11 protein-coding genes are annotated in these 16,691 nt (G+C 58.0%); 6 read left to right on the plus strand and 5 right to left on the minus strand.

Annotated features, from left to right (window positions below):
* Positions 1-28: 28 nt before the first annotated feature.
* Positions 29-1,690 carry a GMC family oxidoreductase gene (locus GYN01_RS10145; protein ID WP_203306971.1) on the minus strand — a complete coding sequence of 554 codons (1,662 nt, stop codon included), beginning with the start codon at positions 1,688-1,690 and terminating at the stop codon, positions 29-31.
* 137 nt (positions 1,691-1,827) lie between these two features.
* On the opposite strand from GYN01_RS10145, the gene GYN01_RS10150 reads away from it, so the two are divergent.
* The 3 genes from GYN01_RS10150 (at position 1,828) to GYN01_RS10160 (ending at position 9,060) form a co-directional block, all read left to right on the plus strand.
* On the plus strand, positions 1,828-2,715 hold the full coding sequence (locus tag GYN01_RS10150) for a LysR family transcriptional regulator (RefSeq protein ID WP_048364276.1): 888 nt from the start codon (positions 1,828-1,830) through the stop codon (positions 2,713-2,715).
* Between the two features lie 232 nt (positions 2,716-2,947).
* A complete protein-coding gene (eprS, locus tag GYN01_RS10155; RefSeq protein ID WP_420850405.1) occupies positions 2,948-5,881 on the plus strand; it encodes an autotransporter serine peptidase EprS in 2,934 nt (977 codons plus the stop codon).
* A gap of 74 nt (positions 5,882-5,955) precedes the next feature.
* Positions 5,956-9,060, plus strand: coding sequence for an autotransporter serine protease (locus GYN01_RS10160; protein WP_203306973.1), 3,105 nt, complete (start codon positions 5,956-5,958; stop codon positions 9,058-9,060).
* A gap of 73 nt (positions 9,061-9,133) precedes the next feature.
* Here GYN01_RS10160 and gyrB read toward each other — a convergent pair whose 3' ends face one another.
* The 4 genes from gyrB to dnaA are packed head-to-tail and all read right to left on the minus strand — an operon-like array spanning position 9,134 to position 15,335.
* The gene (gene gyrB, locus GYN01_RS10165; protein ID WP_048402142.1) at positions 9,134-11,551 is read right to left on the minus strand and encodes a DNA topoisomerase (ATP-hydrolyzing) subunit B; all 2,418 of its coding nucleotides are present in this window, start codon (positions 11,549-11,551) and stop codon (positions 9,134-9,136) included.
* A gap of 5 nt (positions 11,552-11,556) precedes the next feature.
* Positions 11,557-12,660, minus strand: coding sequence for a DNA replication/repair protein RecF (gene recF, locus GYN01_RS10170; protein WP_048363775.1), 1,104 nt, complete (start codon positions 12,658-12,660; stop codon positions 11,557-11,559).
* A 21-nt stretch (positions 12,661-12,681) separates the two neighbouring features.
* Positions 12,682-13,785, minus strand: a complete 1,104-nt coding sequence (gene dnaN / locus GYN01_RS10175) for a DNA polymerase III subunit beta (RefSeq protein WP_048363774.1) — start codon at positions 13,783-13,785, stop codon at positions 12,682-12,684.
* Between the two features lie 38 nt (positions 13,786-13,823).
* The gene (gene dnaA / locus GYN01_RS10180) at positions 13,824-15,335 is read right to left on the minus strand and encodes a chromosomal replication initiator protein DnaA (RefSeq protein ID WP_203306974.1); all 1,512 of its coding nucleotides are present in this window, start codon (positions 15,333-15,335) and stop codon (positions 13,824-13,826) included.
* Between the two features lie 563 nt (positions 15,336-15,898).
* Here dnaA and rpmH point away from each other — a divergent pair.
* The 3 genes from rpmH to yidD are packed head-to-tail and all read left to right on the plus strand — an operon-like array spanning position 15,899 to position 16,689.
* A complete protein-coding gene (gene rpmH / locus GYN01_RS10185) occupies positions 15,899-16,033 on the plus strand; it encodes a 50S ribosomal protein L34 (RefSeq protein WP_003213577.1) in 135 nt (44 codons plus the stop codon).
* A 16-nt stretch (positions 16,034-16,049) separates the two neighbouring features.
* The gene (gene rnpA, locus GYN01_RS10190) at positions 16,050-16,451 is read left to right on the plus strand and encodes a ribonuclease P protein component (protein WP_203302153.1); all 402 of its coding nucleotides are present in this window, start codon (positions 16,050-16,052) and stop codon (positions 16,449-16,451) included.
* On the plus strand, positions 16,444-16,689 hold the full coding sequence (yidD, locus tag GYN01_RS10195) for a membrane protein insertion efficiency factor YidD (protein ID WP_048402126.1): 246 nt from the start codon (positions 16,444-16,446) through the stop codon (positions 16,687-16,689). The genes rnpA and yidD overlap by 8 nt, the downstream gene beginning before the upstream one ends.
* Positions 16,690-16,691 lie beyond the last annotated feature (2 nt).

Genomic DNA, 16,691 nt, shown 5'->3' on the forward strand with positions numbered 1-16,691 from the left:
ATGACTGCGACCGAAACCACGACCGCCTTCAGGCGACCGGTATTGCTGCTGCGCGAAACCGTTCTACGGGTGTTTCTACTGCCTGAAACGGGGTGTCGAAGATCAATTGCGCGGCTTTTTCGCCAATCATCAAGGTGGGTGAACAGGTATTGCCTGACACGATATCCGGCATGATCGAGGCGTCCGCCACCCGTAAACCCGGCACGCCGTGGACGCGTAGCTCAGCATCGACCACCGCCTGAGTGTCCTGGCCCATACGGCAAGTGCCCACCGGGTGAAAAATCGTCGTACCTATACGAGCGGCGGCTTCGTACAGCTGTTGCTCGGTTTGCAGGTCTTTGCCTGGCAGGTACTCCTCGGGGCTGAAGCCTTGCAGGGCAGGGCTGGCCACGATGTTACGGGTCAGGCGAATGGCATCTGCCGCGACCTTTAAATCGTCAGGGTGGCTCAGGTAATTAGGGTCGATCAGCGGCGCATCGTCCGGGTTGGCTGACCGAATATCCACGCGGCCCCGGCTCTTGGGCCGCAGGTTACACACCGATGCGGTAAACGCAGGGAAACGGTGCAAAGGCTCGCCAAAGCGTTCCAGCGATAAAGGCTGCACGTGGTACTGCAAATTGGCGGACGGTTGCGCAGGGTCTGACTTTACAAACGCCCCCAATTGGCTGGGCGCCATCGCCAGCGGACCGCTGCGATCGTAGGCGTAACGCAGGCCCATGCCTAACTTGCCCCACAGGCTATTGGCCACTTGGTTGAGGGTGCGCGCATTGCTCAGTTTGAAGATCAGACGCAGTTGCAGGTGATCTTGCAGGTTGCCGCCCACCCCAGGCAGTTCGTGCTCGACCTTGATGCCCAGGCTTTCCAGCAGTGGGCGCGGGCCAATCCCCGAACGCTGCAAAATGCCAGGCGAACCAATGGCGCCGGCGCACAGGATGATTTCGCGTTGGGCTTGAATGTCATGCTCGCAGCCTTGCCAACGGGCGCGTACATGGGTGGCGCGACCTGCGGTCAGTAGCACTTTGTTGACCTGCACATCGGTCAGAACGGTCAGATTTGGACGCTTGAGGATAGGCCGTAAAAAGGCTTTGGAGGCATTCCAGCGCACACCTGCGCGCTGATTGACCTGAAAGTATCCACAGCCCTGATTGTCGCCGGTGTTGAAATCGCCCACGGTGGGAATGCCGCTTTGCGCCGCGGCTTCCCGGAACGCATCGAGAATGGGCCATGAATAACGCTGTTGCTCCACCCGCCACTCACCGTCACCGCCATGCAGATCCGCGTTGCCATCGCAGTGTTTTTCACTGCGCTTGAACAGGGGCAGTACGTCTTTCCAGGCCCAGCCCGGATTGCCCTGCTCAGCCCAGCGGTCGTAATCACCCGCCTGCCCGCGCATGTAGATCATGCCGTTGATCGACGAGCTGCCACCCAACACCTTGCCGCGCGGATAGCTCAAGCGGCGCCCTTGCAACCCGGCCTGTGCCTCGGTTTTGAAGCACCAGTCGGTGCGCGGGTTGCCAATGCAATACAGGTAACCCACCGGAATATGAATCCAGGGGTAGTTGTCTTGCCCGCCCGCTTCGAGCAGCAGCACCTTGTGGGCAGGATTGGCCGACAGCCGGTTCGCCAGCACAGAACCCGCAGGGCCCGCGCCCACGATGATGTAGTCGTATACCTGAGTGGCTGATGGCATGAAGCACCTCGCACCGGTCTTTATTTTTATTGTCCTACACCATCGTATTGATTAATTTCGAGATGAAAACGCGCGATTTTGCCCACGGCCTGTGCGTTTTTGCACAGTTGGCCCATACGCCGCACTCGGGGATGACCATGTTCGACTGGAATGACCTGCGCTACTTTCTGGAGTTACACCGCAGCGGACGCTTGCTGACCGCCGCCAAACGCATGAACACCACCCACAGCACGGTGGCGCGGCACATTGACAGCATCGAGCGGCACTTGGGGGCCGCATTGTTTGTGCAGCATGCACAGGGGTATGAACTGACCCCCGCCGGGCAGGCGCTGCTCAAACATGCCGAAGCGATGGAAAACGTTGCCCTGCTGGCCCAGGAAGAAATCACCCAGGCCATGACGCCGCTGGGCAAGATCCGTCTGGGCGTCACCGAAGGCATTGGCATCATGTTCATCACCTCACGCCTGCGCGGTTTGTTTGAGCGCTATCCGGGGCTGGAAGTGGAATTGGTCGCGGTGCCACGGTTTGTCAGCATCCTCAACCGTGAGGCCGAAATCAGTATTCATCTGGAGCGGCCCAACGCCGACCTGTTGATCACGCGCAAACTCACCGATTACACCCTCGCGCTTTACGCCAGCCCCGCCTATCTGGAGCAGGCACCGCCGCTCAACCACCGCGATGATCTGGCGCATCACCACTGGATTGGCTACGTCGATGATCTGTTGTTCAGCCAGGAGTTGTTATTTCTCAACACCTTCTGTCGCACGCCGACCGTGACATTTCGCAGTACCAGCGTGATCGCCCAGCAGCAAGCAGCGCGTGCCGGATTAGGCATCGCAGTGCTGCCCAATTACATGGCCCGCCACGACAGCGAACTGGTGCGGGTTTTGCCACAGGAGTCCGTGCAACGCAGCTACTGGATTAGCACTCGGCGCGAGTTGCACAAGTCGGTGAGGTTACGCGTGGTGTGGGATTTTTTGCTGGCGTTATGCACAGCCGAACAAACCCTCCTGCTCGCACCGTGAACCCTTAACCGCTGCCGAAGGCTGCGTCCGATGACCTGGCCGTCGTAATTTTTGGGGTTTCGGGTAAAAACGCGAAACAGCCCACAGCTTGCGGTTAATTCCGGCAGAGGCCTGATGCCTGTTCTACAGTCATGCCCTTCAATCGGGTCTTCGCTATAGAAGCCCACGCTCTTATAACGATAAAAAGTGAGCTTTTATGAACAAGGACGTTCGTCGTGGCAGCGCCGCGCCTATGCTGTGCGCCAGCCTGCTGGTACTGCTTTCAACCCCCGCCCGTGCGCAGTATCAAGAACAGGGTACGCTCGGCGATGTCGCCAGTTGGCGCTCAGCAGAGTACCAACAGGATTGGGGCCTCAAGCGTCTGTCAGCCGATGCCGCTTACGCCGCAGGCATCACCGGCGCCGGGGTCAAGATTGGGGTGATGGACTCCGGTTTTGACGCCAGCCATCCCGAAGCCGCACGTTTTCATGCCGTGACGGCCAACGGTCAATCCGCAGACGGCACACCGTTTTCAGTCAGCGGCCAGCTCAACCCGCGTAACGACTCCCACGGCACTCACGTCACGGGCACCATTGCCGCCGCCCGCGATGGCGTCGGCATGCACGGGGTCGCCTTTAATGCCGATCTGTATGTAGCCAATACCAATCAAAACGACAGCTTTCTGTTTGGCCCCAAGCCTGACGCCCTGTATTTCAAGGCCGCTTATAACGCGCTCGCCGATGCCGGGGTACGCGCCATCAACAACAGTTGGGGCAGCCAGCCCAAAGACGTGAACTACCAAACCCTCGACGGCCTGCACGCCGCCTATGCACAGCACTACAACCAGAACACATGGCTGGATGCTGCGGCCGATGTGTCGCGCCGTGGCGTGATTAACGTGTTCAGCGCCGGTAACAGTGGGGTGGCCAATGCCAGCGTGCGCTCCGCACTGCCGTATTTTCAGCCCGACCTGGAAGGGCACTGGCTGGCCGTGTCGGGGCTGGATAAAAACAATCAGCAAAAATATAACCAATGTGGCATCGCCAAATATTGGTGCATTGCCACGCCCGGCGCGCTGATCAACAGCACCATTCCCGGTGACGGCTACGGGGTTAAATCCGGTACGTCGATGTCTGCCCCCCATGCTACTGGCGCCTTGGCGTTGGTCATGGAGCGCTATCCATATCTGAATAATCAGCAAGCCCTGGAGGTGCTATTAACGACCTCGACGCAACTGGACGGTTCGATCACCGACACGCCCACAACCCGTGTGGGCTGGGGTGTGCCCGATCTGGACCGGGCAATGAAAGGGCCGGGCCAGTTACTCGGCACCTTCGATGTGCAGTTGGCGCCCGGGCAACAGGATGTATGGAGTAACAACCTGTCAGATACCGCCTTGGCGGCACGCCAGAAAGAAGACGCTGCTGAGCACCAAGCCTGGCAACAAACTCTGATCGACAAGGGCTGGACTCACGGCCTGGCGAGCAACGCCAGTCAGCAAGAGCACACCGACTATGCGATTGGCATGGCCCGCGATGCGGCTGGCGCACAACGTGAATATCACGGCAGCTTGATCAAGTCCGGCGCAGGCAGCCTGACGTTGAATGGCACCAACACGTATCGCGGCGCCACCACCGTCAATGGCGGCAGGCTCAACGTCAACGGTTCGCTGGCGTCGAGGGTGACGGTTAACAACAGCGGTTCACTCGGCGGAACGGGCCGTGTTGGCGGATTGATTGCCAACGCGGGGGCTACCGTGGCTCCGGGCAACTCGATTGGCACCTTGCAGGTCGACGGCAATGTGACCTTCGAACAAGGTTCAACCTATGCCGTGGAGTTATCCACAGCCCACAGTGACCGCCTGCTCGTGAGTGGCGAAGCCGTGCTCAATGGCGGTGTTGTGACGCTGGCGCTGGAAAACAACCCTGACGTCCTGACCCAGCCACAAGCACGCAGCATGCTCGGCCGTCAGTATCAAATCCTGCAAGCCGCAGGCGGGGTGCAAGGGCAATTCGCCAGCGTTGTACCTCATTACCTGTTCATCGGCGCTAGCCTCGATTACTCGGCCACGGCCGTGCAACTGGACATCGAGCGTAACGCCACCCCCTTTGCCCACGTCGCGGCGACGCCCAATCAGCGGGCCGTGGCGGCGGCCAGTGAACAACTCGGTGCTGGCAATGCGGTGTATGAGAGCGTGCTGAGCGCGCCTTCCATCGCAGTGGCGCAAAGCGCGTTTCAACAGTTATCCGGTGAAATTTACCCGGCACTGGGCACGATGCTGATCAACGACAACCGCCAATTGCGCGACGCGGTAGGCGAACGCCTCAACCAGGCAGGCACCCGCAATGCTCCGCCAACAGCACCTAACGTGTGGATCAAAGCGCTTGGGGCATGGGGCAAAACCGACAGCCGCCACGACACGGCTGATTACACCACCTCGATTGGCGGCCTGCTGGCGGGTGTTGATGGGGCACTCGACGACGACACCCGATTGGGTGTGCTGGGCGGTTACAGCGACAGCTCGCTGAACATGGGCGCGGGTACGCATTCGCGGGCGACGGTGGACAGTTACCACGTGGGCACCTACCTCGGCCATACACTGGGCGCCGTGCGGTTGAGCGGCGCAGCCACCTACAGCTGGCATCGCGCCGATGTGAAGCGCGACTTGCACTACAACGACAACAGCGCCAAACAAAAAACCAAACGCGACGCGCAAACCGTGCAGCTGTTTACCGAAGCGGCTTATCGCATGAACGTACCCGCACTGGGCCTGGAACCGTTCGTCAATCTGGCGTACATCCATTTGAACAGTGACGGCTTTACCGAAAAAGGTGACGCCGCCGCGCTCAAAGCCAGCCAGGACCAGCGCGATGCCGTGCTTAGCACCGTGGGCCTGAGGGCGCTGAAAACCGTGCATATCGCCGCCCAGCCGCTGGAGCTGGCGGGCAGTGTGGGCTGGCAGCATGCCCTCAGCTCGGTCGATTCAGACGCGCATCTGCGTTTCGCTTCGGGTGGCCCCTCCTTTGCGATTGAAAGCTCGCCTCTGGTGCGCAACGCCGCACTGGTGGGCGCGCAGGCGAGCCTGGCGATCAATCGCGATCTGCGGATCAATCTGGATTACAGCGGCCAACTGGCCACTCAGGAGAAAAGCCACGGAGTGGGCTTGAGCCTGAATTGGCAGTTCTGATGCCCCAACGTTCATCCCTCCCTGTGCCTCAAGGCGCAGGGCTAATCAGCAATCCACCAAGGAAGGTTACCGGCATGGAATCACTACGTGGGCAGCGTCTGCCTGTGCAAGAAAAACGCGCACTACCGTTTAGCAAGCGTGCGCTTTCAGTGAGCCTGGGGCTGGCGACCCTGAGCCTGCTAGGCCAGGCGCAAGCCGCACCTTATATAGAAGCAGGGAGGGGCGGGCAGCCTGACAGCTGGCGCAGCCCTGAATTCAAGGCCGACTGGGGGTTGGGCGCCATCAACGCGCAAGACGCTTACGCGGCAGGTTACAGCGGTAAAGGCGTCAAACTCGGGATCTTCGACCAGCCGGTGTACGCCCAACACCCCGAATTCAGTAGCCCGAACAAAGTGGTCACCGTGGTGACTACAGGGATTCGCGAATACACCGACCCCTACATTCGGGTCAAAGCCGGTGACGCGTTTATTTACGATGGCAGCCCGTCCGCCGGCTCCAATGGCAAACTGGGCTCGCACGGCACCCACGTCGGCGGCATTGCCGCCGGTGACAGAGACGGTGGCCCCATGCATGGTGTGGCGTATGGCGCGCAGATCATCATGGCGGACAACGGCGACCCCGGCCCCGAAGACGGCATTATTCGCGGCAATGACGGTGCGGTGTACAAGGCCGGGTGGGATGCACTGGCGGCCAGCGGAGCACGGATCATCAACAACAGCTGGGGCATTGGCATCACCGATAAATTCAACCTCGGTGGCAGCAATCCGGCTTACCCGCATTTCACGATGAACGACGCGCAAGCTCAGTTCGATCAAATCCTGCCATTGCTGGACACTAAAGCAGGGGGCGCTTACCGCGGTGCTATCGAATCTGCGCGCAGCGGTATCGTGACTATTTTCGCCGCTGGCAATGACTACAACCTGAACAACCCCGACGCGATTGCAGGGCTGGCGCACTTTGTACCGGACATCGCGCCGAACTGGATCACCGTCGCCAGCTTGCAGCAAAACCCGGATAGCAACAGTACAACGCCTTACACCCTGAGCAAGTTCTCGTCCCGCTGCGGGTATGCGGCGAGTTTTTGTGTGTCAGCACCGGGTAGCACTATTTACAGCGCAATCATTGAAGGCACCACGCTGGAAAACATGACCGTCGGTTATGGCAACAAGAGCGGCACCTCAATGGCGGCGCCCCATGTGGCGGGCAGTGCGGCCGTGTTGATGGAGCGCTTCCCCTACATGACCGGTGCGCAGATCGCAGGCGTGCTGAAATCCACAGCGACTGACCTGGGTGCGCCGGGCGTCGACGAGTTGTATGGCTGGGGCATGATCAACCTGCACAAAGCCATCGACGGCCCGAGCATGTTGATTGCCGATGCCGATATTCCACAACCCTTGCGGGTTGAAGGGGCTTATGGCAACGGCCAGTTTGTGGCGGACTTGCCCGGCGTGGGCGCCCTCATCGATGCGGGTAAACCCACAGAACGACGTTGTACCGACATCAGTTGTGGGCGTGATGTATGGCGCAACGATATTAGCGGGCACGGCGGGCTGACCAAACTCGGTCTCGGCACGCTGGTGTTGACGGGTACCAACACCTACAGCGGCCCGACAGCGGTCAATCAGGGCCTGCTGGCCATCAATGGTTCGCTCAGCTCGGCCGTGACGGTGAACGCTGGCGGCACCCTGGGCGGCAGTGGTCAGGTCGCGGCGCTCACGGCGACCCACGGCGGCACTGTGGCACCGGGCAATTCCATCGGTACGCTGAACGTGGCGGGCGACATAACGTTTGAATCAGGCTCGACCTACGCCGTGGAGTTATCCCCTACCCAAAGCGACCGGATCGTGGCGGGCGGCAAAGCCACACTCAAGGGCGGCACCGTGACACTGGCGCTGGAAAATAACCCCGCGCTGCTAAGCCGCCAGCAAACCCAAAGTCTGTTGGGGCAACAGTTCGACATCCTGCAAGCGGCCGGCGGAATTGACGGCCAATTTGGCGACGTGTTGCCCAATTATCTGTTTATCGGCGGGCAACTCGATTACTCCGCCACGGCAGTGCAGTTGGGTATCGAGCGCAATGCAACCTCCTTTGCCAGCGTCGCGTTGACCGCCAATCAACGCGCCGTGGCACAAGCGGCTGAAGGCTTAAACGCAGGCAACGCCGTCTACGAAGGCGTTTTGCTGTCACCTTCGGTGGCCCGTGCGCGTCAGGCCTATCAGCAATTGAGCGGTGAAATACATCCCGCGATTGCTACGCAATTGATCAACGACACCCGTCATCTTCGCGATGCCGTGGGTGATCGTCTTCGCCAGCACGACTTATACAGCGCCAGCCCAGAAGTAGCAGGGCAAAACAACGTGTGGGTCAAAGCCCTCGGGGCGTGGGGTAAAACCAACTCAGGTTCAGCCAACGCCAACTACACCACCTCTTTGGGCGGGATGTTGGTGGGCGCGGACGGTTTAATAAGCGATGCGACACGCCTGGGTGTGTTCACCGGTTATAGCCACAGCGGCCTGAACATGGGGGACGGCACGCATTCAACAGCCTCCACCGACAGCTATCACCTGGGTGCATATCTGGGGCATGAAATTGACGCGCTGCGCTTGAGCGTTGGGGGTTCTTACAGCTGGAACCGCATCGATATAAAACGCGAGGTGCAATTCGCAGACATCGACGCCAAACAGAAAACCAAACGCGACGCCCAAACCGCGCAAGTGTTTACCGAAGCCGCCTATCGCGTCGAGATGCACACACTGGCGCTGGAACCCTTCGCCAACCTGACGTACGTGCATGTGGGCAGCGACAGCTTCCATGAAAAGGGTGGGGCAGCGGCTCTGCAAGGTCGTCGTGATAATCGCGAAGCGGTGCTCTCGACCTTGGGCTTACGGGCCGCAAAAACCCTCACATTAGGCCGTGATCAACAGCTGGACGTGGCGGGGAGTTTAGGGTGGCAGCACAACCTGAACGCCGTGCATTCGGATCAGGATTTGAGCTTCGTGGCGGGCAGTACCGCGTTTAGCGTGCAAAGCGTTTCATTGGCACGCGATGCAGCCGTGGTGGGCGCTCGAGTGGGCATGGCACTGGGTAAAGCTACGCGCCTGGAGCTGGATTACAACGGGCAATTAAGCAACAAAGAAAAGGCGCATGGCATGGGTTTGAATCTGAGCTGGCAGTTCTGATCGCCTGTATCGATCGCGCATAAAAAAAGGCCAACGCTGAGCGTTGGCCTTTTTATTGCGCATTACACCCGCATCAGAAGTCCAGGTTGGACACTGCCAGTGCGTTGCTCTCGATGAACTCACGACGTGGTTCAACGGCGTCGCCCATCAAGGTGTTGAAGATCTGATCTGCACCGATCGCGTCTTCAATGGTGACTTTCAGCATGCGACGCACGCTTGGGTCCATGGTGGTTTCCCAAAGTTGATCCGGGTTCATTTCACCCAGACCTTTGTAGCGCTGGATGGTGTGGCGCTTGGTGCTTTCGGCCATCAACCAGTCCAGTGCTTCTTTGAACTCAGTCACGGCCTTTTTACGCTCACCGCGCTGAATGTACGCGCCCTCGTCCAACAGAGTGCTCAGTTGAGCGCCCAGTGTCACAACGGTTTTGTAATCGTTGCTGCCGAAGAAGTCGCGGTTGAATGTGATGAAGGTCGAGTGGCCGTGGGAGATCAATTCGACCTCTGGCAACCAGACGTTACGCTCACGGTCTTCACGCAGGCTGGCTTTGTACACCAGGCCCGACTTCTCGACCAGACGCAGACGGGCTTCGTACTTGCTCATCCAGTCTTGCATGGCCGCGTGGTCGCCCAACTGCTCAAGGCTCACGGCTGGCAGGTAGATGAAGTGCTCGGTCAGCTCTTGCGGGTACAGGCGCGACAAACGCTTGAGGGTTTTCATCACCATGCGGAAGTCGTAAACCAGGCGTTCCAACGCCTCACCGGAGATGCCCGGGGCTTCTTCGTTCAAGTGCAGGCTGGCGTCTTCAAGCGCCGACTGGGTCATGTACTCTTCCATGGCCTCGTCGTCTTTGATGTATTGCTCTTGCTTGCCCTTTTTCACTTTGTACAGCGGCGGCTGAGCGATGTAGATGTAGCCACGCTCGATCAGCTCTGGCAACTGACGGAAGAAGAAGGTCAGCAGCAGGGTACGGATGTGCGAACCGTCGACGTCAGCATCGGTCATGATGATGATGTTGTGATAGCGCAGCTTGTCGATGTTGTATTCGTCGCGGCCAATGCCGCAGCCCAGCGCAGTGATCAAGGTGCCGACTTCTTGCGAAGAGATCATCTTGTCGAAACGCGCTTTTTCAACGTTAAGGATCTTGCCTTTCAACGGCAGGATCGCTTGGGTACGGCGGTTACGTCCCTGCTTGGCGGAGCCGCCAGCAGAGTCACCTTCCACCAGGTACAGTTCGGACAGTGCCGGGTCTTTTTCCTGGCAGTCGGCCAGCTTGCCTGGCAAACCGGCGATATCCAACGCGCCTTTACGGCGAGTCATCTCACGGGCTTTACGGGCAGCTTCACGGGCACGGGCCGCGTCAATCATCTTGCCGACAATCAGCTTGGCTTCGTTCGGGTGCTCCAACAGGAAGTCAGAGAAGAACTTGCCCATTTCCTGTTCCACTGCGGTCTTCACTTCAGAAGACACCAGCTTGTCTTTGGTTTGAGAGCTGAACTTAGGGTCTGGCACTTTTACCGAGATGATTGCGGTCAAGCCTTCACGCGCGTCATCACCGGTGGTGGCAACTTTGTGCTTTTTGGCCAGGCCTTCAGCTTCGATGTAGGTGTTGAGGTTACGCGTCAGTGCCGAGCGGAAACCCACCAAGTGGGTGCCGCCATCGCGCTGCGGAATGTTGTTGGTGAAGCACAACAGGTTCTCGTTGAAGCTGTCGTTCCACTGCAAGGCGATTTCAACGCCAATGCCGTCTTCACGCTGAACATTGAAGTGGAAGACTTCGTTGACCGGGGTCTTGTTGGTGTTCAGGTAATCCACGAATGCGCGCAGACCGCCTTCGTACTTGAACAGCTCTTCCTTGCCGCTGCGCTCATCCTTGAGGACGATGCCTACACCGGAGTTAAGGAAGGACAGTTCACGAATCCGCTTGGCCAGGATGTCCCAGCTGAAGTGGATGTTCTTGAACGTCTCTGCCGATGGCTTGAAGTGGATCTGGGTCCCCGTGGTTTCGCTTTCGCCCACAATTGCCATCGGTGCCTGAGGAACACCGTGTACGTAAGTCTGTTCCCAGATTTTGCCGCTACGGCGCACTGTCAGAACCAACAGCTCAGACAGGGCGTTTACCACCGAAACACCTACACCGTGCAGACCGCCGGATACTTTGTAGGAGTTGTCATCGAACTTACCGCCGGCGTGCAGCACGGTCATGATGACCTCAGCTGCGGAAACGCCTTCTTCTTTATGCACGTCTACCGGGATGCCACGACCGTTATCGCGCACGGTGATGGATTCATCCGGGTGGATGGTGATGGTGATGTCGTCGCAATGGCCAGCCAGCGCTTCGTCGATGGAGTTGTCGACTACTTCGAACACCATGTGGTGCAGACCGCTGCCATCGTCGGTGTCACCAATGTACATACCGGGACGTTTGCGTACGGCATCAAGGCCTTTCAGCACTTTAATGCTCGTTGAGTCGTACGTGTTTTCTTCGCTCAATGCCTTCACTCCCGATGGTCGTGGGTCTGGGTGATACAGCCCTGTTCCACGTGGAACAGCGCAACTGGCGTTTCCGTCTGCCAGCCTTCCCTCAATAATTCGTGATCTACACAGGTGATAAACACCTGGCAGCGTAAGTCTTCCAACAAGCGACACAGTGCTTGGCGATGCTGCTCGTCCAATTCGGACGGCAGGTCATCCACCAGATAAATACATTGGCCACGTCGTGCCTGACTGACCAAATGCCCCTGGGCAATGCGCAACGCACACACCACTAACTTCTGCTGGCCGCGCGACAGAATCTCTGCGGCGTTGTGTGCGCCCAGCTTGAGGCGTAAATCAGCACGTTGTGGCCCAGCCTGGGTGTGTCCCATTTGCTGGTCCCGGTGGACGGACGCGGCGAGCACAGCGCTCAGCTCTCGGTCTTTGTCCCAACCACGGTAATAGCTCAGCGTTAACCCTTCGAGCTCAAGCAATTCGCTCAGGGTCTGCTCAAAGACTGGTTTCAAGGCTTTGATATAGGCGCGGCGGTATTCATCAATTTCAGCACTGGCCAGGCACAGTTCCCGGTCCCAGGCCGCTTGTGAAACGGCGTCGAGTGTACCATGCCGCAGCCATGAGTTCCGCTGCCGCAGGGCCTTCTGTAGCCGCTGCCAGGTCGACATGAAGCGTGGCTCGACGTGGAACACCCCCCAGTCAAGAAACTGCCTACGGATCTTTGGGGCACCTTCCAATAGACGGAAGCTGTCTGGGTTGATCAGTTGCAGTGGCAGTATCTCGGCCAATTGCGCGGCACTGCGCGCATTCTGGCCGTCGATACGGATTTGAAACTCGCCTTGACGGTCCCTCGAAATACCCAACGCACTGTGTCCGCCTTCTGCCAACTCGACCTGACCGAACACGGTGCAAGCCTGTTGTTCATGCTGAATCACAGGATTGAGTCGCACACTGCGAAACGAACGCGCCAAACCCAACAGGTGGATGGCTTCCAGCACGCTGGTTTTTCCGCTGCCGTTATCGCCGTACAGGATATTAATGCGGGGGGAGGGAGAGAAGGTCACCGGGTGCAGGTTACGCACCGCGGTGACTGTGACACGACTGAGGGACATCTAGCGCAGGCTGTGCATAAGTTACAGGCGCATCGGCATAACAACGTAGGCCGAGTCGTCGTTGTCCGACTCTTGCACCAGTGCACTGCTGTTAGAGTCGGAAAGGATCAGACGCACTTGTTCAGTGGTCATCACGCCCAGCACGTCCAGCAGGTAGCTCACGTTGAAGCCGATTTCGAGCGAGCCACCGTTGTAGTCAACGCCCACTTCTTCTTCCGCTTCTTCCTGTTCCGGGTTGTTGGCCTGGATTTTCAATTGACCATTAGCCAGTTGCAGGCGAATACCGCGGTACTTTTCGTTGGACAGGATCGCCGTACGGCTAAAGGCTTCGCGCAACGCCTGACGATCACCGATCACGGTTTTGTCACCACCTTTAGGGAGCACGCGCTCGTAGTCAGGGAACTTGCCGTCCACCAACTTGGAGGTGAACGTGAACTCGCCCGTGGTGGCACGGATGTGGTGCGCGCCCAATACGATGCTGACTTCACCGTCCGGCTCGGTCAGTAGGCGTGCCAACTCAAGGATGCCCTTACGCGGCACGATGACCTGATGGCGGTCTGGCTGGCCAATATCGGCTTTCATCGAGCACATCGCCAGACGGTGACCGTCGGTGGCAACAGCGCGGATGATGCCAGCTGACACTTCCAGGAGCATGCCGTTGAGGTAATAACGCACATCCTGCTGCGCCATTGCGAAGCTGGTGCGCTCGATCAGGCGGCGAAGTTTGCTTTGCTGCAAGTTGCAGGTTAGCGAGCCCGGGCCTTCTTCAACCGTCGGGAAATCGTTGGCGGGCAACGTAGACAGGGTGAATCGGCTACGACCGGCTTTAACAACCAGTTTTTGATCGTCCAGCTTGATATCGATCAGCGCATCGTTCGGCAGGCTTTTGCAGATATCCATCAGCTTGCGCGCAGGTACGGTGATTTCGCCAGGCTCGGCGATGTCTTCTAGCTGAACGCGGCCGACCAGTTCGACTTCAAGGTCGGTACCGGTCAGCGACAATTGCTGGCCTTCGACAACCAACAGCACGTTGGACAATACCGGCAAGGTCTGGCGGCGTTCAACGACGCCTGCGACCAGTTGCAGGGGTTTCAACAGGGCTTCGCGTTGAATGGTGAAATGCATGGTCTAGTCCCTTGCCTTAATAAGCTGCGCTGGTGTCATCAGGTGGTCAGTGTACGCAGCAGGTTCTTGTAGTCCTCGCGGATGTCCGCGTCGGATTCCTTGAGTTCGTTGATCTTGCGGCATGCGTGCAAGACCGTGGTGTGGTCACGACCGCCAAACACGTCGCCGATTTCCGGCAAGCTGTGGTTGGTCAGTTCTTTGGACAGTGCCATGGCGACCTGACGTGGTCGCGCTACCGAGCGCGAACGGCGCTTGGACAGCAGGTCTGAAATTTTGATCTTGTAGTACTCAGCGACCGTGCGCTGAATGTTATCCACAGACACCAGTTTGTCTTGCAGCGCCAGCAAGTCTTTCAGGGATTCGCGAATCAACTCAATGGTGATGTCGCGGCCCATGAAGTGCGAGTGAGCAATGACTCGCTTGAGTGCGCCTTCAAGCTCCCGCACGTTTGAACGGATGCGTTGGGCAATAAAGAAGGCAGCGTCGTGCGGCAAATCGACTTTGGCCTGGTCGGCCTTTTTCATCAGGATTGCGACACGGGTTTCAAGTTCTGGCGGCTCGACGGCAACGGTCAGCCCCCAACCGAAACGGGATTTGAGGCGTTCTTCAAGGCCTTCGATCTCTTTAGGGTAACGGTCGCTGGTCAGAATCACTTGCTGACCGCCTTCAAGCAGGGCGTTGAAGGTGTGGAAAAACTCTTCCTGGGACCGCTCCTTGCGGGCAAAGAACTGAATGTCATCGATAAGCAAGGCATCGACCGAACGGTAGAAGCGCTTGAACTCGTTGATCGCATTGAGCTGAAGGGCTTTAACCATGTCAGCAACAAAACGCTCCGAATGCAGGTAAACCACCTTGGCATTCGGGTTCTTTTTCAGCAGGTGGTTACCCACCGCATGCATCAAGTGCGTTTTACCCAAGCCAACGCCGCCATACAGGAACAGCGGGTTGTAACCATGTTTGGGGTTATCCGCCACCTGCCACGCCGCAGCGCGGGCCAGTTGGTTGGACTTGCCCTCAACGAAGTTTTCGAAGGTAAAGGTGCGGTTCAGGTAACTGGTGTGCTTGAGCGCGCCTTCGACTTGAACGGTACGTTGCTCAGCCCGGACCGGGGCCTGTTGCGAACTGGCGCCAGCCATCGGGTCGAAGCTGGCACGCGACGGTTCTTCGCTCGCTTGCGCAGCCTGTTTAGCCGCCGGAGCTGGCGCACTGACGGTATTGGCAGGTGCACTCGGAGCAGGCGCTGGCGCCTGTTGCGAGGCGGCGGCCGCCAGCGGTGCATTGAGCGCTGCACGAGGTGCCGAGCTGCGTTTGCTGCCTATTAATAAGGACAACGCTGGCGCCATGCCATTGCTGTGCTCATTCAATAGCTCAAGTAAACGGCTCAGGTACTTCTCATTCACCCAGTCGAGGACAAAGCGGTTGGGTGCATACACGCGCAACTCGTCGCCTTCGGCTTCGACCTGTAGTGGACGGATCCAAGTGTTGAATTGCTGGGCAGGCAGCTCATCGCGCAAAAGCTCTACGCACTGCTGCCAAAGTTCCACTGACACGGATATCCCCTAAGTTGAAAGCCGGTGAGGCAAAAACAGGCGCCATTGTAGCGGTCACTCGCCCACTTATCCACATGTAGGTTGCCTGTCTATAAGGAGATATTCGGTTTTTATCCCTAAAAAAAGCGACAAATGGTCGGTGCGTAAGCTCTGTGGATAAGCGGGCCTAAGCCCATTGCACAAGTGGGGGTGAAACGCTGTGCATAAGTCGCCTGTGGATAAGTAGCCCTTTCATGCACAGCTTTTCCGAAGGAGTGGCACAGGCAAAGCACGGCTTGTGGACAACCTTTCAATTCTCTATACACCTTGTTTTATATGGCCTAGCGCGAGTTATCCACAGAAGGTGGCCTCTATAAGAGTAGTAAGTTCTTTAAAAGAGCTTTAAATACTTCGTTTTTTTATTTCTATAGTTGGCAGGCAAAAGGTTTGCGTAAAACCCTCGACATCTATTTACCAGGAAAGGCTGGTTGGAAATTGACCTATTGGCTTGCATTCTCTAGAATCGCCGGTCTCTTAAAACGGGGGCCATTCCGGCCCGTTGTGGACGAACCAGGTAGCACGACATGAAACGTACTTTCCAACCAAGCACTATCAAACGCGCCCGCACTCACGGTTTCCGTGCACGCATGGCTACTAAAAACGGCCGTGCCGTCCTGTCGCGTCGCCGCGCCAAAGGCCGTGCGCGTCTGGCAGTTTGATAATCAGACAATGGTGGTGAGTCAGGACTTCAGTCGGGAAAAGCGGTTACTCACTCCCCGACATTTCAAGGCAGTCTTTGACTCCCCCACCGGCAAGGTACCGGGGAAAAATCTCCTGCTCCTTGCGCGCAACAACGATCTGGATCACCCCCGCCTGGGGTTAGTGATCGGTAAAAAGAGCGTAAAGCTCTCCGTTGAGCGCAACCGCCTTAAGCGTTTGATGCGTGAATCGTTTCGTCTCCACCAGGATTTACTGGTTGGTTGGGATATCGTAATCGTCGCGCGCAAAGGTTTGGGTGACGTAGAGAACCCCGAATTGATTCAGCATTTCGGCAAACTCTGGAAGCGTCTGGCACGTAACACGCCAGTTCCAGCGGTTAAAACCGAAACTGTAGGGGTAGGCAGTCCTGATGCGTAAACTGGCACTCGTTCCGATCCAGTTTTATCGCTATGCCATTAGTCCTTTGATGGCCAGCCACTGCCGTTTCTACCCCAGTTGTTCCTGCTACGCGTTGGAAGCCATCGAAAATCATGGCGTTCTTCGCGGCGGCTGGCTGACCTTTCGTCGTTTAGGTCGCTGTCACCCGTGGAATCCCGGTGGTTATGACCCGGTTCCACCTATCCCTACCTCCCGTTCTTCTTCGATGGCCGAGTAATC

Source organism: Pseudomonas weihenstephanensis, assembly GCF_016812185.1.
In the GTDB taxonomy this organism is placed as follows: Bacteria; Pseudomonadota; Gammaproteobacteria; order Pseudomonadales; family Pseudomonadaceae; genus Aquipseudomonas; species Aquipseudomonas weihenstephanensis.

Coding starts and splice junctions, on each gene's coding strand:
- GYN01_RS10145 (WP_203306971.1), bottom strand. CDS start 1,690: ATGCCATCAGCCACTCAGGTATACGACTACATCATCGTGGGCGCGGGC.
- GYN01_RS10150 (WP_048364276.1), top strand. CDS start 1,828: ATGTTCGACTGGAATGACCTGCGCTACTTTCTGGAGTTACACCGCAGC.
- eprS (WP_420850405.1), top strand. CDS start 2,948: ATGCTGTGCGCCAGCCTGCTGGTACTGCTTTCAACCCCCGCCCGTGCG.
- GYN01_RS10160 (WP_203306973.1), top strand. CDS start 5,956: ATGGAATCACTACGTGGGCAGCGTCTGCCTGTGCAAGAAAAACGCGCA.
- recF (WP_048363775.1), bottom strand. CDS start 12,660: ATGTCCCTCAGTCGTGTCACAGTCACCGCGGTGCGTAACCTGCACCCG.
- dnaN (WP_048363774.1), bottom strand. CDS start 13,785: ATGCATTTCACCATTCAACGCGAAGCCCTGTTGAAACCCCTGCAACTG.
- rpmH (WP_003213577.1), top strand. CDS start 15,899: ATGAAACGTACTTTCCAACCAAGCACTATCAAACGCGCCCGCACTCAC.
- yidD (WP_048402126.1), top strand. CDS start 16,444: ATGCGTAAACTGGCACTCGTTCCGATCCAGTTTTATCGCTATGCCATT.